This is a genomic window from Sphingomonas sp. CV7422 (genome assembly GCF_027945725.1).
GTDB classification, from domain to species: Bacteria; Pseudomonadota; Alphaproteobacteria; order Sphingomonadales; family Sphingomonadaceae; genus Sphingomonas; species Sphingomonas kyungheensis.
The window spans coordinates 2717654-2734174 of sequence record NZ_CP115900.1; the positions used below are offsets into that span (position 1 = coordinate 2717654).

At 70.0% G+C, this 16521-nt stretch carries 21 protein-coding genes; 8 read left to right on the top strand and 13 right to left on the bottom strand.

What is annotated here, in order from left to right; all coding sequences use genetic code 11:
• Positions 1 to 12 precede the first annotated feature (12 nt).
• The 4 genes from PBN85_RS12890 to PBN85_RS12905 all read right to left on the bottom strand — a co-directional run bounded on the left by PBN85_RS12890 (position 13) and on the right by PBN85_RS12905 (position 2913).
• The gene (locus PBN85_RS12890; RefSeq protein ID WP_271299244.1) at positions 13 to 1143 is read right to left on the bottom strand and encodes an RcnB family protein; all 1131 of its coding nucleotides are present in this window, start codon (positions 1141 to 1143) and stop codon (positions 13 to 15) included.
• A gap of 116 nt (positions 1144 to 1259) precedes the next feature.
• Positions 1260 to 1742: a GAF domain-containing protein gene (locus PBN85_RS12895; protein ID WP_037533236.1), complete on the bottom strand. Its 483-nt coding sequence runs from the start codon at positions 1740 to 1742 to the stop codon at positions 1260 to 1262.
• A gap of 65 nt (positions 1743 to 1807) precedes the next feature.
• Positions 1808 to 2233 carry an alternative ribosome rescue aminoacyl-tRNA hydrolase ArfB gene (gene arfB / locus PBN85_RS12900; protein ID WP_037532802.1) on the bottom strand — a complete coding sequence of 142 codons (426 nt, stop codon included), beginning with the start codon at positions 2231 to 2233 and terminating at the stop codon, positions 1808 to 1810.
• Positions 2234 to 2244: 11 nt separating this feature from the next.
• Positions 2245 to 2913: an RluA family pseudouridine synthase gene (locus tag PBN85_RS12905; protein ID WP_271299245.1), complete on the bottom strand. Its 669-nt coding sequence runs from the start codon at positions 2911 to 2913 to the stop codon at positions 2245 to 2247.
• 46 nt (positions 2914 to 2959) lie between these two features.
• Here PBN85_RS12905 and PBN85_RS12910 point away from each other — a divergent pair, with 46 nt between their 5' ends.
• Together PBN85_RS12910 and PBN85_RS12915 are read left to right on the top strand one after the other, a co-directional pair.
• On the top strand, positions 2960 to 3727 hold the full coding sequence (locus PBN85_RS12910; protein ID WP_271299246.1) for a M15 family metallopeptidase: 768 nt from the start codon (positions 2960 to 2962) through the stop codon (positions 3725 to 3727).
• A 45-nt stretch (positions 3728 to 3772) separates the two neighbouring features.
• Positions 3773 to 3958, top strand: coding sequence for a hypothetical protein (locus tag PBN85_RS12915; protein WP_037532797.1), 186 nt, complete (start codon positions 3773 to 3775; stop codon positions 3956 to 3958).
• Positions 3959 to 3964: 6 nt separating this feature from the next.
• Here the strand turns inward: PBN85_RS12915 and trmB are convergent, their stop codons facing one another.
• A complete protein-coding gene (gene trmB / locus PBN85_RS12920) occupies positions 3965 to 4645 on the bottom strand; it encodes a tRNA (guanine(46)-N(7))-methyltransferase TrmB (protein WP_271299247.1) in 681 nt (226 codons plus the stop codon).
• Positions 4646 to 4738: 93 nt separating this feature from the next.
• Here trmB and PBN85_RS12925 point away from each other — a divergent pair, with 93 nt between their 5' ends.
• Genes PBN85_RS12925 through PBN85_RS12935 form a run of 3 tightly spaced genes read left to right on the top strand, consistent with a single transcriptional unit; the run spans position 4739 to position 6547 of the window.
• Positions 4739 to 5548, top strand: a complete 810-nt coding sequence (locus tag PBN85_RS12925) for a formate/nitrite transporter family protein (RefSeq protein ID WP_271299248.1) — start codon at positions 4739 to 4741, stop codon at positions 5546 to 5548.
• Positions 5545 to 6144 (top strand): phosphatase PAP2 family protein, encoded by a 600-nt coding sequence (locus PBN85_RS12930; protein ID WP_271299249.1) that lies wholly within the window; start codon positions 5545 to 5547, stop codon positions 6142 to 6144. The genes PBN85_RS12925 and PBN85_RS12930 overlap by 4 nt, the downstream gene beginning before the upstream one ends.
• Before the next feature lie 58 nt (positions 6145 to 6202).
• Entirely contained in the window at positions 6203 to 6547 is a 345-nt protein-coding gene (locus tag PBN85_RS12935) for a PilZ domain-containing protein (protein ID WP_037532791.1), read from the top strand.
• A 45-nt stretch (positions 6548 to 6592) separates the two neighbouring features.
• Here the strand turns inward: PBN85_RS12935 and metK are convergent, their stop codons facing one another.
• From metK to PBN85_RS12950, 3 genes are read right to left on the bottom strand one after another with little or no spacing between them, the layout of a single operon-like run.
• A complete protein-coding gene (metK, locus tag PBN85_RS12940; RefSeq protein WP_037532789.1) occupies positions 6593 to 7810 on the bottom strand; it encodes a methionine adenosyltransferase in 1218 nt (405 codons plus the stop codon).
• 43 nt (positions 7811 to 7853) lie between these two features.
• Positions 7854 to 9392, bottom strand: a complete 1539-nt coding sequence (gene lnt / locus PBN85_RS12945; RefSeq protein ID WP_271299250.1) for an apolipoprotein N-acyltransferase — start codon at positions 9390 to 9392, stop codon at positions 7854 to 7856.
• Positions 9393 to 9441: 49 nt separating this feature from the next.
• Positions 9442 to 10734, bottom strand: coding sequence for an Hsp70 family protein (locus PBN85_RS12950; RefSeq protein ID WP_271299251.1), 1293 nt, complete (start codon positions 10732 to 10734; stop codon positions 9442 to 9444).
• Between the two features lie 83 nt (positions 10735 to 10817).
• Between PBN85_RS12950 and PBN85_RS12955 the strand changes: the two genes are divergently transcribed.
• Together PBN85_RS12955 and PBN85_RS12960 are read left to right on the top strand one after the other, a co-directional pair.
• A complete protein-coding gene (locus PBN85_RS12955; RefSeq protein ID WP_271299252.1) occupies positions 10818 to 11252 on the top strand; it encodes a VOC family protein in 435 nt (144 codons plus the stop codon).
• Positions 11249 to 11551, top strand: a complete 303-nt coding sequence (locus PBN85_RS12960) for a polyhydroxyalkanoic acid system family protein (RefSeq protein WP_037532780.1) — start codon at positions 11249 to 11251, stop codon at positions 11549 to 11551. Before PBN85_RS12955 ends, PBN85_RS12960 begins: the two co-directional genes overlap by 4 nt.
• A 31-nt stretch (positions 11552 to 11582) precedes the next feature.
• Here PBN85_RS12960 and PBN85_RS12965 read toward each other — a convergent pair whose 3' ends face one another.
• The 4 genes from PBN85_RS12965 to PBN85_RS12980 form a co-directional block, all read right to left on the bottom strand.
• Positions 11583 to 12113 carry a response regulator transcription factor gene (locus PBN85_RS12965; RefSeq protein ID WP_037532777.1) on the bottom strand — a complete coding sequence of 177 codons (531 nt, stop codon included), beginning with the start codon at positions 12111 to 12113 and terminating at the stop codon, positions 11583 to 11585.
• The gene (locus tag PBN85_RS12970) at positions 12110 to 13393 is read right to left on the bottom strand and encodes an ATP-binding protein (RefSeq protein WP_037532774.1); all 1284 of its coding nucleotides are present in this window, start codon (positions 13391 to 13393) and stop codon (positions 12110 to 12112) included. The genes PBN85_RS12965 and PBN85_RS12970 overlap by 4 nt, the downstream gene beginning before the upstream one ends.
• Positions 13394 to 13773: 380 nt before the next feature.
• Positions 13774 to 14373, bottom strand: a complete 600-nt coding sequence (wrbA, locus tag PBN85_RS12975) for an NAD(P)H:quinone oxidoreductase (RefSeq protein ID WP_037532772.1) — start codon at positions 14371 to 14373, stop codon at positions 13774 to 13776.
• A 103-nt stretch (positions 14374 to 14476) separates the two neighbouring features.
• Positions 14477 to 14725 (bottom strand): hypothetical protein, encoded by a 249-nt coding sequence (locus PBN85_RS12980; RefSeq protein ID WP_271299253.1) that lies wholly within the window; start codon positions 14723 to 14725, stop codon positions 14477 to 14479.
• A gap of 102 nt (positions 14726 to 14827) precedes the next feature.
• Between PBN85_RS12980 and PBN85_RS12985 the strand changes: the two genes are divergently transcribed.
• Entirely contained in the window at positions 14828 to 15733 is a 906-nt protein-coding gene (locus tag PBN85_RS12985) for a LysR family transcriptional regulator (RefSeq protein WP_037532767.1), read from the top strand.
• Here PBN85_RS12985 and PBN85_RS12990 read toward each other — a convergent pair.
• Positions 15730 to 16479: an SDR family NAD(P)-dependent oxidoreductase gene (locus tag PBN85_RS12990; RefSeq protein ID WP_037532765.1), complete on the bottom strand. Its 750-nt coding sequence runs from the start codon at positions 16477 to 16479 to the stop codon at positions 15730 to 15732. The two genes, PBN85_RS12985 and PBN85_RS12990, sit on opposite strands and share 4 nt — an antisense overlap.
• Between the last annotated feature and the right edge of the window lie 42 nt (positions 16480 to 16521).

Genomic DNA, 16521 nt, shown 5'->3' on the forward strand with positions numbered 1-16521 from the left:
ACGCCGCCGCCCTCAGCGGCAGTTGCAGCGCGGCGCGGGCCGCCAGACGCGACGCGTCTTGCTGCGCACCGCCGGCCGGCGCGTGTAGGTGACATGGTCCTCGAACGTCTCGGTGGTGGTCGTCGTCACCACCGGCGCGCTCTGGATCACCACTGTCGTCGAGGACGATGCCGGATAATAATAGCCGTCGCGATAATAGCCGCTGCCGCCGCTCGACGTCGTCACCGTCGTCGTGCCGTCGGACGAGCGCCACGACGATCCGCCCGGCGCATAGGCGACCGGCGGCGGGCCTTCGGGCGCCACCGGCACCTCATAGTCGTGGCGATAGGGTGCGGGCGGCGGCGGCGGCGGCGGCGGCGGCGCGCGGCGATTCCCGGCGCGATCGATCGCATAGCCCGCCGCCGCACCGACGCCGGCGCCGATCACCGTGCCGCCGAGCCGGTTGCCGCGCCCGGCGATGACGTTGCCGGCGACCCCGCCGACCGCCGCACCGGCGACCGCGCCGCCGACGCCGTTGCTGCGCCGGGGTGCGCGATCGTCATAGCGCGCCCGGTCGTCATAGCCGCGGTCGTCATAACCCCGATCGTCATAGCCCCGATCGTCATAGCCCCGATCGTCGTAACCGCCGTCGGCATAGACGCGATCGTCCTGGCCATAACCGACGCCGGTCCCGTCCCAATCGACGCCGTCGCGCGTATCGAAGACCGAGCCGCGCGCATCGATCAGCACCGCATCGTCGTAATAGCGCACCCAGTTATAGCCGGGCATCGGTCGGCTGAGACCATAAGCCTGCCAGTCGGTGACGTAGAACCGCGGCGCGATCCAATAGCTCGGCAAGGCATAGCCGCGATACGGCCGGCGATAGGCACGCCAGCCGCCGGGGGCGTTGGCACCGCCCCACCAATGGCCGTCGATCTTGCTGCCCCAGCGCATCGTCGCTGGGCGCGCGACCGGGGCCGGGCGCGGGCCGCGCGGTGCCTGCCACGATTGCAGCCGCGTCGCGGGCGCGACGCCCGTCGGCGCAGGGTAGCTCGTGCCCGGCTGCACCATCGGCCCCGGCCCCGGCGTCACCACGCGTTGCGCTTCGGCACCGTGAACAGAGCCCAGCATCAGGCCGGCCGTCGCAATCCACCACGTCCGCATCGTCATCTCCCTGTCGCCGGTGCGCCGCCCCTCGCCCCGAAGCTTACCAAAATCTTAACGCACCGCCTATCATTTCGCCTCCGGACTCACCAGCATCGCCGCCGTCCCGTTTCGGATCAGCGCAGCCGCTCGGCCAGCAACGCCGCCAGCGATTCGCACCCCGCCGCATCCTCGGCATCGAAGCGCGCCGGCACGGGACTGTCGAGATCGATCACGCCGATCAGCATGCCGTCGCGGACGATCGGCACGACCAGCTCCGACCGGCTCGCCGCATCGCAGGCGATATGGCCGGGAAAGGCGTGGACGTCCTCGACCAGCTGCGTCGTATGCGTCGCCGCCGCGGTGCCGCACACCCCCTTGCCGAGCGGGATGCGGATGCACGCCGCCTTGCCCTGGAACGGCCCCAGCACGAGCTCATCCGCGACGAAGCGGTAGAAGCCCGCCCAGTTGAGATCGGGCAGATATTGCCACAGCAGCGCTGCGGCATTGGCCATGTTGGCGATCGCGTCAGGCTCGTCGGCGGTCAGCGCGTCGAGCGCCGCGCGGAGGTCACGGTAGAGATCGGCCTTGGCGCCGGCGGTGATGTCGAACTGGTACATGCCGCCGATGTAGGCGCGCCGATGCGGCGCGTCACCTCCGCTGCGCACGTCGCGCGGTCATCCGGCTAATCGAGCCGCACCCGCCCCCGCCCCGCCTTGATCGAGCTGCGGCCCTTCTTCTCGTCGACGCGGCGGGCCTTGGCGGTCTTGCTCGGCTTGGTCGGGCGGCGTTTCTTGGGGATGATCGTCGCTTCCTGGATCAGCGCGACCAGCCGTTCGCGCACCTCGCGGCGGTTGAGCTCCTGCGAGCGGTTGCTCTCGCCGCGCAGCGTCAGCACGCCCTCCTTGCTGAGCCGCGAACCGGCGAGCACGGTCAGCCGCTGCTTGACCAGATCGGGCAGATTGGGCGAGCCCCAGACGTCGAAGCGGAGCAGCACCGCGCTGTCGGTGGTGTTGACGTGCTGGCCGCCGGGCCCGGAGGCGCGGGTGAAGCTTTCCTCCACCTCGCGCTCGTCGATCGCGATCGATCGCGTCACCTGGATCAGCGGCATCGGCGTCGGGCTCAGGCGGCGGGCGGCGCCGGTGCGAGCTCCGGCCAGACGCCGAACCGCTCGGGCAGCGGCGCTTCGGCGGCGATCGGCTCCTTGCCCTCGCGCGGCACGGTGAGTGCGGCGGCGTGGAGCATCATCCCGCCCCGCTCGCCCGCACCGTAAACCGGATCACCGATCACCGGCAGGCCGAGGCCGGTCGCGGCATGGACGCGGATCTGGTGCGTGCGGCCGGTCGCCGGGCGGAACTCGACGAGCGCGCGGCCGTCGCGTTCGGCGATCAGCCGCCACGCGGTCCGTGCCGCCTTGCCGTCGGGATCGGCGACGATCCGCCAGCCGGTCTCGCGCGTGCTCACCTTGCCGAGCGCGAGGTCGATCACCCCCTCGCCCGCCGCCGGCACGCCGGCGAGGATGGCGAGATAGCGCTTCTCCACCGCGCCGCGCTCGAACGCCTGCTGGAAGCGCGCCTGCGCCTTGGGGTTGCGCGACAGCAGCAGGCAGCCGCTGGTGTCGCGATCGAGCCGGTGCACCGGCGTCGGCCAGCGCTGAAAGCCGAATTTCAGCGAATCGAGATGATTCTCCAGGCTGAGGGAGCCGTCGCGCGGCTTGTCGACCGGCAAGCCGGCAGGCTTGTCGATGACCAGAGCCTCGCCGTCGATGAACAATACGCGGTCGCCATGCATGAGAAACGCCTTGCCACTCCCTGCCCGTCCGCGCCAGAGGCGCGCGATGCGCCGCGCCGCTCTTCTGCTCGCCACGATGTCGCTCGCCACGCCGGCGACGGCGCAGGTCTGCGCGGGCGCCTCGGCGAGCATGGCGAGCGACGGGCGGGTCTACGGCCATCTGCCCTATGGCGACGCGCCGCCCGACGACCTCGTCGCCGCGCCGCCGGGCTTCGCGCTGCACGACTGCCAGTTGCGCCGCGACATGATCCCCGATCTCGAACGGCTGCTCGCCGCGGCGCGCGGCGATCCGGCGGTGATGGGCCAGTTGCGCGCGCTCTCCTGCCACCGGTCGATCCTGCGCCAGGCGAGCGTCTTCTGCCGCGATCATCCCGAGGCAGGCGGCCTCGGCGATGCGACGCGCGCGATCTCGGTCGCGCCGCCGGGGCATAGCGAACATGCCACCGGCTATGCGCTCGACTTTGCGGTGCGGCCCGCCAACGGCTGTCCCGACGCCGAAGGCTGTATGGCGGCGACGCCGGCCGCGCGCTGGCTGGTCGCCAATGCGCCGCGCTTCGGCTTCGAAATGTCCTTTCCCGGCGGCAACCGGCAGCACGTCAAATGGGAACCGTGGCACTGGCGGTGGGTTGGCACCAGCGCGACTGCGCCCGGTGCGGCCCGCGCGCGCTTCATCTTCGCCAAGGCGCGCGCGCAGTTTCCGGCCGATCCGGCGGTCGACGGCGTGCGGACGATCGCACGGCTGTTGCCGTTGGTCGCGGTGTCGGTGCCGCCCTCGCCCGCGCCGACGCCGCGCAAGGGCAAGCGCCGCCGCTGAGCGGTTCTTGGGTAAACGTCGCCGATGGGCGGCACGGAGGGATTGATGTTCGTCGATTTCCGCGAAGTCCCGCCCCCGCCGCGCTGGGAGCCCGAACCTGCCCGCCGCCGCTTTACCCCGCGCCAGCGCAAGACGATGGAGATCGTCGTCGGCGTCAACCTCGTCATGCTGGTCTTCGCCCCGCTCGGCGGCGCCACGCTGGTGCAGGCGATCGTCGCCCTGTGGCGCTAGGCGGAGCTACTGGCGGACGTACCGGAAATACCACACCTCATGCCCCTGCCGGCGTGCCTTGCGCTCGTAGCGCGTCTCGGGCCAGTCGTCGGGGCGGGTGAGGAAATCGTGCGGCGTCGTGGCGGTCCAGACGAAGTCGCGGCGCTGGTTCATGATCATCATCGCCCAGCGGCAATAGGTCGGGTCGTCGGTGCCGAGCCGGAATTCGGCGCCCGGCTTGAGCTTGGCGGCGATCGCGTCGAGCGGACCGTGGTTGACCATGCGGCGCTTGGCATGCCGCGCCTTGGGCCAGGGATCGGGGTGGAGCAGATAGACGCGCGACAGGCTCGCGTCGGGCAGCCGTTCAACGACGTCGAGCGCGTCGCCCATGTGCAGGCGGACGTTGGTCAGCCCGCCATCGCGGATATGACCGAGCGCCCCGACGACGCCGTTGAGGAACGGCTCGCAGCCGATGAAGCCGGTGTCCGGACGCATCGCCGCCTGCCCGGCGAGATGCTCGCCCGCGCCGAAGCCGATCTCGAGTTCCAGCGGCCGGTCGTCCCCGAACAGCGTCGTCGCGTCGAGCGGCCCCGCCTCGGGCACGCTGAGCGGCGCGAGCGTCTCCTCGACGAGCGCCGCCTGGCCGAGGCGTAACTTGTGGCCCTGACGACGGCCGTACAGGCGGCGGATGGTGGCGGGATCGTTCATGGCCGCGCGCCGTAGAACACAACGCCTTGCAGGGAAACGCCACAATCGCGCACGCGGTGGAGCAAAGCCGCCGGACGGAGTGTTGCACCGCTGATGGCCGACGATACACCCGATGACGATACGCTGAAGGCGGCAGACGCCAAGACGCTGCACAAGACGGTGCGCGAATCGGGAGAGGACGAGCTGCGTCGCCCGGCGATGCAATTGTTCTGGTCGGCGCTCGCCGCCGGCATCGCGATCAGCGTCTCGCTGCTGACCGAGGCGGCGCTGCATGCCGCGCTGCCCGATACACCGTGGCGCGAACTGGTTACCGGCTTCGGCTATCCGATCGGCTTCCTCGCGGTGATCCTCGGGCGGATGCAATTGTTCACCGAAAGCACGATCACCGCGATGCTGCCGCTGGTGACGCGGCCGTCACGCTGGGCGCTGTGGCGGACGGTGCGGCTGTGGGGGATCGTCCTTTTCGCCAATCTCTGCGGCACCGCGATCGCCGGACTCGCCATCGCCCAGGGCGTGATCGGGAACGAGGAGATCCGCGCCGCGGCGCTGGCCATCTCGTCGAGCATCACCGAATTGTCGGCGGGGCGGACCTTCGTCAATGCGATCCCGGCCGGCTTCATGATCGCGATCCTCGCCTGGGCGCTGCCCAATGCGCGCAGCCAGAGCGTGCTGGTGATCGTCGCCTTCACCTATCTGCTGGTCATCGCCGGCTTCAGCCATTCGATCGTCGGATCGAGCGAGGCGTTCCTGCTGATGTTCGCCGGCCGGATCGGCGTGGCGCAGACGCTGTTCGCGCTGATCGCGCCGGCGGTCCTCGGCAATCTCGTCGGCGGCGCCGGCATCTTCGCGGTGCTCGCGCACGGCCAGGTCCGCGGCGAGATGCCGCAGGGGGATGACGCGTGAGCAAGACGGAAACCGCCGCGAAGCGGATCGAGCAGGTCGACCGCAGGCTGACCCATGACGCCGCGGCCGAGAAGGACAGCGCGCCGGTGCAATGGGCCAGCTGGGTCGGCGAAATCGCCGATCAGCCGCAACTCATCACCGCCTCGATCGCAACGATCGCGGCGGGGGTGGTCGGCGGGCGCCGCGACCTGATGCGCGGCGGCGCCAGGATGCTCGCCGCGCACCTCGTCGCCACTGCGGCGAAGAGCGCGATCAAACATTCAATCGACCGGGCGCGCCCCAGAAAGGCGATCGACGAGGGCGACGATCGCTTCGAACCCGGCGACAGCGACGATCACCAGCTCAACTCCTTCCCGTCGGGCCATACCGCGGGCGCCGTGGCGGTGGCGCGGGCGGCGGCGCGCGAGATCGACGGTGCCGCCGCGCCGGCGGCGATCGGCGCGATCGCGGTGGCGGCGATCCAGCCGGTGGCGGGCAATCATTATCTCACCGACGTGCTCGTCGGCGGTGCGATCGGCTGGCTGTCGGAGGCGTTGGTCGACGCGGCGTTCAGACGGCTCGCCCCGCACGGCACGGACGAGCGGCTAGGACGTTAGCACAGGACCCATTGGGTTTTAGCTGTCCCTCATGCTAACGCCTCAATACGGAACCGTTATGACCATCCCGACCGAACCTCCCCGCGAAAAGCGCAACAGCGTCATCGTCCGCGCGCTCATCACCCCGCCCGGCGGCGCCAGCAGCGAACGGCGCGTGCGCAACCTGTCACGGTCGGGCGCCTGCGTCGATCATGACGGCGAACTGACCGCCGGGATGCGGATCGGTCTGGTGATGGGGCGGATCACCGATCTGGTCGGCGAAGTCGTCTGGGCGAAGGAGCGGCTCGCCGGCATTCGCTTCGAGGAGCCGGTCGATCTCGACGAAGCGCGTCAGCCGCGCGGTACGACAGCCCCGGCCAAGGCCGGGTGGATCGCCTCGATCAACGACGCCTATCGCCGCTGAGCAGACCACCTCCCGCGCCGGGCGCGAGAGGCGGCGTGATGCCGATCAGGCGACGGCGGCCTTGAGCCGGTCGACCAGATCGGTCTTTTCCCAGGTGAACAGGTCGCCTTCGGGCTCGCGACCGAAGTGGCCGTAGGCGGCCGACTTCACATAGATCGGCGCGTTGAGCTTGAGGTGCTGGCGGATGCCCTTGGGCGTCAGCCGGACGAGCTGCGGCAGCACCTGCTCCAGCTTCGCCTCGTCGACCGTGCCGGTGCCGTGCGTGTCGACATAGACCGACAGCGGCTCGGCGATGCCGATCGCATAGCTGAGCTGGATCGTGCAGCGCTTGGCAAGGCCCGCCGCGACGACGTTCTTGGCAAGGTAGCGCGCGACATAGGCGGCCGAGCGATCGACCTTGGTCGGATCCTTGCCGCTGAATGCGCCGCCGCCGTGCGGCGCGGCGCCGCCATAGGTGTCGACGATGATCTTGCGGCCGGTGACGCCGGCGTCGCCATCGGGACCGCCGATCTCGAACGCGCCGGTCGGGTTGATATAGACCTTGGTCTCGTCGGTGACGAAGCCCTCCGGCAGGGTGCTCTTGAGCACGCCGGTGACATACTCCTTCAGCACGTCGTACTTGGCGGCATCGGCATTGTCGCCCTGCAGGCAATAGCCCGCCTTGTGCTGCGTCGAGACGACGAGCGCGACCGCGCGCACCGGCACGCCATTCTCATATTGCAGCGTCACCTGGCTCTTGGCGTCGGGCTCGAGGAACGGCGCCTTGCCCGAATGACGGTCGGCCGCCATCGTCTCGAGGATCTTGTGACTGTAATAGAGCGTCGCCGGCATCAGGCCGGGCGTCTCGTCGGTGGCGTAACCGAACATGATGCCCTGGTCGCCCGCGCCCTCGTCCTTGTTCGACCCCTCGTCGACGCCCATCGCGATCTCCGCCGACTGGCCGTGGAGATTGTTCTGGAAGTCGAAGGTCTCCCAGTGGAAGCCCGACTGTTCGTAGCCGATCCGCTTCACCGTCGCGCGCACCGCGGCCTCGATCTCGGCGAGCGCGCCGTCGGCCCAGGCGCCGTTCTCGTACACGCCCTTGCAGCGGATCTCGCCCGCCAGCACGACGAGGTTGGTGGTGGTCAGCGTCTCGCAGGCGATGCGCGCCTCCGGGTCCTTGGACAGGAACAGATCGACGATCGTGTCGCTGATCTGGTCGGCGACCTTGTCGGGATGGCCTTCGGAAACGGACTCGGACGTGAAGATATAGCTGCTGCGCATCACTGCCTCATAACGATATAAAGATGCCTTTATATGACCGCTCCTAACGCGCGGACCGGCGGATGGCAATCGCCGCCACCGCGAAGCCGAGCGCGACGATCAGTGCCGCCCAATTGCCCAATCGGCTGAACAGCGTGGGCGGCAAGGGCGTCGGCATCGGCAGCTCGATCGCCCCCGCCGTCTCATGCGGAACCGTGGCGAGCAGCCGCCCATCGGCGGCGATCACCGCCGAAATGCCGGTCGGAGTCGAACGCACGATCGGCAGCCCCTCCTCGATCGCGCGCATCCGCGCCTGGGCGAGATGCTGCGGCGGCCCCCAGCGGCCGAACCAGGCGTCGGTCGACGGATTGAAGATGATCGCCGGTCGATGCGCCTCGTCCACCGTGCGGCCCGAGAAGATGATCTCGTAACAGATCTGGAAGCCGATCGCGCCGAAGCCGGGGATGACGAGCGTGCGCGGCCCTGGGCCGTCGTCAAAGTCGAAATCGCCCGGTACCAGCCGCGCGAGGCCGAGCGGCCTGAGCAGCCACGGTACCGGCAGATATTCGCCGAACGGCACCAGATGCGCCTTGTCGTAGCGGCCGACGATGCGCGCGCGCGCGTCGATGGCGAACACCGAATTGGACGCGCCGGCGACATCGCCCTTGGCGTCGAAGCGCAGCGGCGTGTGGCCGGTCATCAGCACGTCACGCGGGCCGAGCAGCCGCGCCAGCCGCCAGCGGTTGAACAGCGGACTCTGACCGAAATAGATCCAGCGCGGATAGCCGCTCTCCAGATAGTCGCGCATCACGCCTTCGGGCCACAGCACCAGCCGCGGCCGCGGCCCCGGCCGCCCCGACTGGCGGATCAGCGCGGCGAGCATCACCTCCTGGTCGCCCTCGCCGCGTGCGTCCTGCCCGATATTAGGCTGGACGACGCGCAACAATGGCGCGGAGCGCGGAGTTGGCGGCGCGTTGGTCCAGAGCGCCGAGACGGCGGCCAGCGTCAGCATTGCGGCGAGCGCGGCGGGCAGATGCCAGCGCCGCCGGGTGAGCAGCAGCAGCGACACCGCCGCCAGCACCGTCACCCCCGACAGGGCATAGGTGCCGATCCACGCCGACAGCCGCGCGACGCCGATCACCGGCAGCCAGATCACCGCGATCGGATCCCAGGCATAGCCGCTCATCAGCACCGAGCGCAGATATTCGGCGGCGATCCACGCGGCGGCGAAGACCAGCGCATAGCCGGCGTCGGGCGCGCCGCGCCGGCCCACCCGCCAGCTGACCCAGGCCGCCGCCATCGGAAAGACCGCCAGATACAGCGCCAGCGCCACCGCGGCGAAATAGCCGAGCACCGGCGGCATCTTGTCCTGAAAGTCGAAGGCGTGCTGGAACCAGTTGTTGTTGATCGTGAAATGGCCGAGGCCCCAGCACCAGCCGAGCCACAGGGCGCGCCGCCCCGTCTCCGCGCGGTGCACCAGCGCGGCCAGCCCGGCGAGCCCCAGCAACGTCAGCGGCCAGAGCTGCAACGGCGCGAAACCCGTCGCGGCGATCGCACCGAGCGACAGGGCGGCAAGGGCAGGACGGCGGGTCAGGAAGCGCATGATCGCGCCTGTAGCGCGCAGCGGCGGCAAAGTCCTCCCCGCCCGCGTCTCAGCTGGTCCAGGCGGCGATATCGTCCTGCAGGCCGATCAGCGCGAGGCCGTGCGCGATCGACGTCAGCTCGCCGCCGGTGGCGATCCGCGCCGCGCCGAACCGTTCGGCGAACAGGCGGCGGATGCGCGGCGTCAGCGAGGTGCCGCCGGTCAGGAAGGCGCGGTCGATCGCCGCCGCCGCTACTCCGGCACGCGACAAGGCCTCGTCGACCGCGGCGTCGATACGCGCGATATCCGGCGCGATCCACGTCTCGAACGCGTCGCGCGTCACCTCCGCGGCGATTCGGAGCCCGGCGCCTTCGAAGGTGAAGCGCGCCTGTTCGGCGCTCGACAACGCCCGCTTCACCGCACCGATCGCGTCGTAGAGGTGGTAGCCCAGTTCCTGTTCGATCACCGCGATCATCCGTCCGATCGCATCGGGATCGAGTGCGGCGCGGCGCAATTTGTCGAGCTCGGCGAGCGTCCGCCGGTTGCGCATCAAGGCGAGGCGCGACCAGTCGGCGAAGTCGGCGAAATAGCCGGCGGGGATTTCGAGGATCTTGTCGAACGACCGGTAGCTGCCGCCCTTGCCGAGCAACGGCAGCACCAGCCGTTCGAGGATGCGCTGATCGAACCGGTCGCCGGCGATGCCGACCCCGGCGTGACCCAGCGGCACGCAGCGCCGCGCCGCACCCGGCACGTCGACGCGCACCACCGAGAAGTCGCTGGTGCCGCCGCCGAAATCGGCGACGAGGATGGTCGCCTGCTCGCTCAGCCGCGCCGCATAGCTGAACGCCGCGCCGAGCGGTTCGTAGACGTAATGCACCTCTGCACCGAGTGCGCCGAACACCTGATCGTAGCGCTGGCGTGCGAGCGCCTCGTCGGGGCGGCTGCCGGCATAAGCGACCGGCCGGCCGACGACGACGCGGGCGATCGGCCCATTGAGCCGCCCGCGTGCCCGTGCCCGCAATTTGGCGAGGAACAGCGCGCCGAGATCCTCGAAGCGCAGCCGCCGCTCGAAGACATTGGCATGATCGAAGCTCGCGCTGGCGGCGACCGACTTGAACGATTGCAGGAAGCGGCTGCCTTCCGGAAATTCGAGATATTCGCGGATCGCCCACGGCCCCGCCTCCGACGCGAGGCCGCCGCGCACCTCCGCGTCCTCCCAGAAGCACAGCGCCGAGCGGAACACCGGCTCCTCGCCATCGGGCGCGTCGAGCGGGACGAGGTCGGCGGCGGTGCCGGCCGCAATCGCCGCGACGGTGTTGGTGGTGCCGAAGTCGAGGCCGAGCGCAGGCAAGGGAACAGTCATCCCCGCGCCTCTGTCACGGCCGGCCGGGCCGCGGCAAGGATTAGCGGTGGCCTCCCCCCGCCCGCTCGCCTAATCGTGGCGCCATGACGCTGCGCCCCTTCCACCTCGCCTTTCCGGTCCACGATCTGGCTGCGGCCCGCGCCTTCTACGGCGGCGTGCTCGGCTGTCCGGAGGGGCGATCGAGCGACCAATGGATCGACTTCGATCTCTACGGTCATCAGATCGTCGCGCATCTCGATCCCGCCGCGCGCGCGGTGCCTCACGCCAACGAAGTCGACGGCCACCACGTCCCGGTGCCGCATTTCGGCGTCGTCCTGACCATGGCCGACTGGCGCAGCCTCAGCGAGCGCGTCGCCGCCGCGGGCGTGACCTTCGGCATCGCGCCGCACATCCGCTTTCCCGGCCAGGCGGGCGAGCAGGCGACCATGTTCTTTGCCGATCCGTCGGGCAACGCGCTCGAGTTCAAGGCGTTCGGCGATGATGCGATGCTGTTCGCAACGAGCAAGGATCCGGCATGAGCGCGCCCATCGAAGTCAATATCCCCCACAGCCTCGGCAAGGCCGCGGTCCGCGACCGGCTTGACGGCGGCATCGGCAAGATCGGCCGGCTGATCCCCGGCGGCGCCGGCGTCGAGCATCGCTGGGAGGGGGATACGATGCATTTCACCGTGACCGCCATGGGTCAGGCGATCGGCTGCCGCGCGACCGTGTCGGACAGCAACGTCCATGCGGTGGTCGACCTGCCCGGCTTCCTCGGCCTGTTCGCGGGCAAGATCCGCGACGTGATCCAGGCGGAGGGACCCAAGCTGCTGAAATAGGCTCCTCCCCGTGCCGGGGAGGAATAGGCCTTCACCCCATATGCTTCTTGTCGAGCTTCCGCGCCAACGTCCGCCGGTGCATGCCGAGCCGCCGCGCCGCTTCGGAGATGTTGAAGTCCACATCGGCGAGCGTCTGGTGGATATGCTCCCATTCCAGCGTTTTGATCGAGGTCGGCGGCGCTGCGGCGATCGTCGCGCCGGCATCGCCGTCGACGCGCGCAAACGCCGCCTCGATATCGTCGGTATTGGCGGGCTTGGTCAGGTAATTGGTCGCGCCGAGCTTGATCGCCTCGACGGCGGTGGCGATGCTGGCGAAGCCGGTCAGCACGACGATCCGCATCGCGGGATCGAGCGCATGCAGCGTCGCGACACAGCTCAGCCCCGACGCCCCGCCGAGCCGCAGGTCGACCACCGCATGGTCCGGCGCGAAGGCTGCAACCGTCGCCTCGATCCCCTCCGGACTGGGGAGCATCGTCACCGCATAGCCGCGCCGCTCGAACGACCGGCCGAGCGTACGCGCGAAATTGGCATCGTCCTCGACGATCAACAGCCGTCCGCTCATCGTGCCTCCTCCTCCAGCGCCAGCGCCGCGACCGGCAGCCGCAGCACCAGCTCCGCACCGCCGGCAACGTTCCGCGCAGTGAGCGTGCCGCCGAGCGTGCGCAGGACATTGGTGGCGAGGAACAGCCCCAGCCCCGCCCCGCGCCGGTCCTTGCTGGTGTTATAGGGGCGACCGATCCCGGCGAGCACGGCGGGCGAGAAGCCGCCGCCGTCGTCGCGCACGGTCAGCACGATCGTCGCCGCGTCGATCGCCGCGGTCAGCGTGATCTCGCCGGCGCCCGCCTCCGCGGCATTGTCGAACACATTGGTCAGCGCCTGGCCGAGCGCCTTGTCGGCGACGATCGCGCGATCCTCGCCGAGCCGATCGTCATAGGTCACCCGCCCCGGCCACACCGCGACGAGGCCCGAGAGGAAACGGCGCAGGGTGGTCCGCTCGGGCGCCTCGCCGGTGACCTCGCCGGCGGCGAACAGGATGCCGGAGACGATCGTCTTGCAGCGCAGCACCTCCGCCTGCATCTCATCGACCTCGGCGGCGAGCCGCGCGTCGCCGCGGATCGCCGGTTCGCTTCGCCAGTCGCCGAGCAGCACGAGGATCGAGGCGAGCGGCGTGCCGAGCTCGTGCGCCGCACCGCTGGCGAGCAAACCCATGCGGACGATCTGGTCCTGCTCCGCCGCGCGCTGCCGCATCGTCGCGAGATGCGCGTCGCGGCTGCGCAGATTGGCGGCGATGCGCGTCACGAACAGCACCAGCAGGACCGCGGCGAGCACGAAATTCGCCCACAGCCCGACGATATAGACCGGCGACAGATGCGACGCGAACCACGGCGGCAGCGCCAGCGGCGGGCTGAGCCACGCGACCAGCCCGAGCGCGACCGAGGCGAGCCCGACCAGCACCCAGCTCGACCAGGCATGAAGCAGCACCGCGCCCATCACCACCTGAAGGAAGTAGAGCGAGATGAAGGGATTGGCCGGCCCGCCGCTGAGATACAATTGCGCCGACAGCGCGGCGACATCGCAGGCGAGCGAACCGAACAGCTGGAAATTGGTCACCGGCCAATGCGGATGGCCGAGCCAGGTCATGACGTTGAGCATGACCAGCGCGGCGAGCACCACCCCCATCGCCACCACCGGTAGATCGATGCCGAGCCCGTACCGGACAATGAGGATCGCCGCGAGCTGGCCGCCGACCGCCATCCAGCGCAGCAGCACGAGCAGCCGCATGTTGCGCGCCGCGGCATCCTCGGGCGCGGGCGGCGGCAGGCGGGGCGGCTGGGTCGACATGGGAGGAGTGTAGGCGGGTTTACGGCGGTGCGCCAATCGTGGCGACCGGGGCGATATCCGGCGAGACGCGCTGGCTTCGGTCGCTACCATGGCCCGCTCGAGCCTCGCGTTACGCCCCACCGTCATGCCGGGCTTGTTCCGGCATCCACCGTTCCGCGATCAGGCGCCGTCGATTTCGCGGCACCATGGACTCCGGAACAAGTCTGGGGTGACGAGGCGTCCGAGGCGGCGGAGCGACTTCGGCCAAGTCTCAGCGCCGCCGTCCGGGCGCGGGACGAGCCGACGGCGACACGCCGTTCCCGGCCCCAATCGCCCCGGATCACCTCCGGGGCAACGAGGGTTGAAGGGCGGCCCGCGTTTCCGCGCGCCGCGCCCTCATCTCACTTGAGCTTGGCGGCCGTCTCGGCGATGCGCTTGCCCTGGTAGCGCGCGCCGTCGAGGTCGATCTGGCTCGGCTGGCGGCTGCCGTCGCCATCGGCGATCGTCGAGGCGCCATAAGGCGTGCCGCCATGGACTTCCTTGACCCCGCCCTGCGCCTGATAGCCGTAGTCGAGGCCGACGATGGTCATGCCATGATGCAGCAGGTTGGTGATGATCGAGAAGAGCGTCGTCTCCTGGCCGCCATGCTGGCTGGCGGTCGAGGTGAAGGCGCCGCCGACCTTGCCGATCAGGCCGCCGCGCATCCACAGCCCGCCGGTGGTATCCCAGAAGGCGGCCATCTGCGCCGGCATGCGGCCGTAGCGGGTCGGCGCGCCGACGATGATCGCGTCATAGTCGGCGAGCGCGTCGGGTCCTTCGATCAGCGGATGCGCGGTATCGGTCTTGAAATGCGCGGCCTTGACCACCTCGTCGGGCGCGGTTTCGGCGACGCGGCGGATGTCGACCTCGGCACCGCCGGCGCGGGCGCCTTCGGCGACGGCATCGGCCATCTGCTCGATATGGCCGTAGGACGAATAATAAAGCACCAGAACCTTGGTCATCCAGACATCTCCGCGTTTCGTATCCGACCCTACATGGCCGCGCTGACCCGATGGGTAAACCGGCGCGCTGGAAACCGTCCGTTTCCGCACCCGGTTCCCCGGCTCACCCGGTCAGCAGCGCGGCCAGCCGCGGGTCGCGCGGCACGAGGATGTCGAACAGCCCGAGCGCCACCAAAGCCGGCCGCGCCGCCAGCATCGCCGCTGCCGCCGCGGCGACCTGCTCCGGCGTCGCCTGCGCATCGAGCCACGTCCGCGCATTGGCGAGGAACGCCGCCACCGTACCCTTGCGCAGCATCATGCCGTCGCGTTCGACGAAACTGGCCTCGTCCGGCAGGATGTCTTCGGCACGCATGGCGTCTTCCTCTACTGGATGATCCTATTCTAGCGCGCAAATCGATGGAACGGCACCGCCGGCGCTGATAGCGGTCAGCCACTCGCCAGCGAAGGAGCCATGATGCGCCTACCCGATCTCGAAGCCTGGGCGATCTTCGCCGCGGTCGCCGAACATAAATCGTTCAGCGCCGCCGCCGAGACGATCGGCCTCAGCAAGGCGACGGTGTCGAAGGCGATCACCCGGCTCGAGGAGCAGATCGGCCAGTCGCTGTTCCACCGCACCTCGCGGCGGCTGGCGCTGACCGAGGCGGGCAAACCGCTCGCCGCGCACGCCGGGCGCATCCTCGCCGAGGCGCAGGCCGCCGAGGAAGCCGCACGCGATGCGCTGAGCGCGCCGACCGGCCGCATCCGGCTCGCCGCGCCGATGAGCTTCGGGGTGCGCAGCGTCGCGCCGCTGCTCGCCGAATTCCTCGCCGAACATCCGGGGGTGGAGATCGATCTGCACCTGTCCGACGCACGCGTCGACATCGTCGCCGAAGGGTTCGATGTCGCCTTGCGCATCGGCGACCTGCCCGACAGCAGCCTGCGCGGCCGTCGGCTCTGCGAGGTGCGGATGCATCTCGTCGCCGCGCCCGCCTATCTCGCCGCGCACGGCACGCCGGAGCAGCCCGGCGACCTGACCCGCCATCGCGTGCTCGGCTATTCGAACGCCTCCGCGCCGTGGCGCTTCCAGCATGCCGACGGCCGCGACGTTGCGATCCGGCCGCAGGGGCCGCTGATCGCCAACAGCGGCGAGGCGCTGCTGCCGACGCTGATCGCCGGTCTCGGCATCGCGCGACTGCCCGGCTTCATCGTCGGCCCGCATATCGCGAGCGGTGCGGTGGTGACGATCCTGCCCGACTGGTCGGCGGCGGCGATCGGCCTCCACCTGCTCACCCCGCCGAGCGCGCTGCGCCCGGCGCGGGTCGAGGCGTTGATCGGCTTCCTCTCCAGCCGGCTGCGCGACCCATGCGCCGAAGTCGATTAGCCGGCGCGGGCGACCTGAAAGCCGGCGAACGACTGGCTGACCGGCATCAGTTCGAGCCGGTTGATGTTGAGATGCGGCGGCAGCGTCGCCACCCACAGCATCGTCGCGGCGATATCCGCGGCGGTCATCGGGTCGGCGCCCTTGTAAAGTGCGTCCGACGCCGCCTGGTCGCCGCCGGTGCGGATCGTGGTGAATTCGGTCTCGACCATGCCCGGTTCGATCGAGGTGACGCGGACGCCCTTGCCGTGCAGGTCCGATCGCAGCCCCAGCGAGAATTGCTCGACGAACGCCTTGGTGCCGCCATAGACGTTGCCGCCGGTATAGGGATAGGTCGCGGCGACCGACGACAGGTTGATGATCGCGCCGCGCCGCGCGATCAGCGCGGGGAGCAACCGGTGGGTGAGCGCGACGAGCGCGGTGACGTTGGTCGCGATCATCGTCCGCCAGTCGTCGAGCTTCGCCTCCTGCGCCGGCTTGGTGCCGAGCGCAAGGCCGGCGTTGTTGATCAGCAGGTCGATGTCGCGCCAATCCTCCGGCAGCCCGTCGATCGCCGCGCCGGCGGCCGCCTCGTCGGCGACGTCGAAGGCGAGCGTGTGGACCGCGTCACCCAGCTTCGCGCGCAGGGTGTCGAGCCGCTCGGTGCGGCGCCCGGTCGCGATCACCCGCCATCCCGCCGCGACGAACGCCTCCGCCGCCGCCGCGCCGATCCCGGCGGTGGCGCCGGTGATGAATGCCGTCTTGGTCATGAACTCTCCGATGATCGTGGGAAGGGACGCGCGACGGATGGC

What these genes read in the sequence shown, in the direction of transcription:
- PBN85_RS12890 (WP_271299244.1), bottom strand. Translation starts at nt 1,143, where the DNA reads ATGCGGACGTGGTGGATTGCGACGGCCGGCCTGATGCTGGGCTCTGTT.
- PBN85_RS12895 (WP_037533236.1), bottom strand. Translation starts at nt 1,742, where the DNA reads ATGTACCAGTTCGACATCACCGCCGGCGCCAAGGCCGATCTCTACCGT.
- arfB (WP_037532802.1), bottom strand. Translation starts at nt 2,233, where the DNA reads ATGCCGCTGATCCAGGTGACGCGATCGATCGCGATCGACGAGCGCGAG.
- PBN85_RS12905 (WP_271299245.1), bottom strand. Translation starts at nt 2,913, where the DNA reads ATGCATGGCGACCGCGTATTGTTCATCGACGGCGAGGCTCTGGTCATC.
- PBN85_RS12910 (WP_271299246.1), top strand. Translation starts at nt 2,960, where the DNA reads ATGCGCCGCGCCGCTCTTCTGCTCGCCACGATGTCGCTCGCCACGCCG.
- PBN85_RS12915 (WP_037532797.1), top strand. Translation starts at nt 3,773, where the DNA reads ATGTTCGTCGATTTCCGCGAAGTCCCGCCCCCGCCGCGCTGGGAGCCC.
- trmB (WP_271299247.1), bottom strand. Translation starts at nt 4,645, where the DNA reads ATGAACGATCCCGCCACCATCCGCCGCCTGTACGGCCGTCGTCAGGGC.
- PBN85_RS12925 (WP_271299248.1), top strand. Translation starts at nt 4,739, where the DNA reads ATGGCCGACGATACACCCGATGACGATACGCTGAAGGCGGCAGACGCC.
- PBN85_RS12935 (WP_037532791.1), top strand. Translation starts at nt 6,203, where the DNA reads ATGACCATCCCGACCGAACCTCCCCGCGAAAAGCGCAACAGCGTCATC.
- metK (WP_037532789.1), bottom strand. Translation starts at nt 7,810, where the DNA reads ATGCGCAGCAGCTATATCTTCACGTCCGAGTCCGTTTCCGAAGGCCAT.
- lnt (WP_271299250.1), bottom strand. Translation starts at nt 9,392, where the DNA reads ATGCGCTTCCTGACCCGCCGTCCTGCCCTTGCCGCCCTGTCGCTCGGT.
- PBN85_RS12950 (WP_271299251.1), bottom strand. Translation starts at nt 10,734, where the DNA reads ATGACTGTTCCCTTGCCTGCGCTCGGCCTCGACTTCGGCACCACCAAC.
- PBN85_RS12955 (WP_271299252.1), top strand. Translation starts at nt 10,818, where the DNA reads ATGACGCTGCGCCCCTTCCACCTCGCCTTTCCGGTCCACGATCTGGCT.
- PBN85_RS12960 (WP_037532780.1), top strand. Translation starts at nt 11,249, where the DNA reads ATGAGCGCGCCCATCGAAGTCAATATCCCCCACAGCCTCGGCAAGGCC.
- PBN85_RS12965 (WP_037532777.1), bottom strand. Translation starts at nt 12,113, where the DNA reads ATGAGCGGACGGCTGTTGATCGTCGAGGACGATGCCAATTTCGCGCGT.
- PBN85_RS12970 (WP_037532774.1), bottom strand. Translation starts at nt 13,393, where the DNA reads ATGTCGACCCAGCCGCCCCGCCTGCCGCCGCCCGCGCCCGAGGATGCC.
- wrbA (WP_037532772.1), bottom strand. Translation starts at nt 14,373, where the DNA reads ATGACCAAGGTTCTGGTGCTTTATTATTCGTCCTACGGCCATATCGAG.
- PBN85_RS12980 (WP_271299253.1), bottom strand. Translation starts at nt 14,725, where the DNA reads ATGCGTGCCGAAGACATCCTGCCGGACGAGGCCAGTTTCGTCGAACGC.
- PBN85_RS12985 (WP_037532767.1), top strand. Translation starts at nt 14,828, where the DNA reads ATGCGCCTACCCGATCTCGAAGCCTGGGCGATCTTCGCCGCGGTCGCC.
- PBN85_RS12990 (WP_037532765.1), bottom strand. Translation starts at nt 16,479, where the DNA reads ATGACCAAGACGGCATTCATCACCGGCGCCACCGCCGGGATCGGCGCG.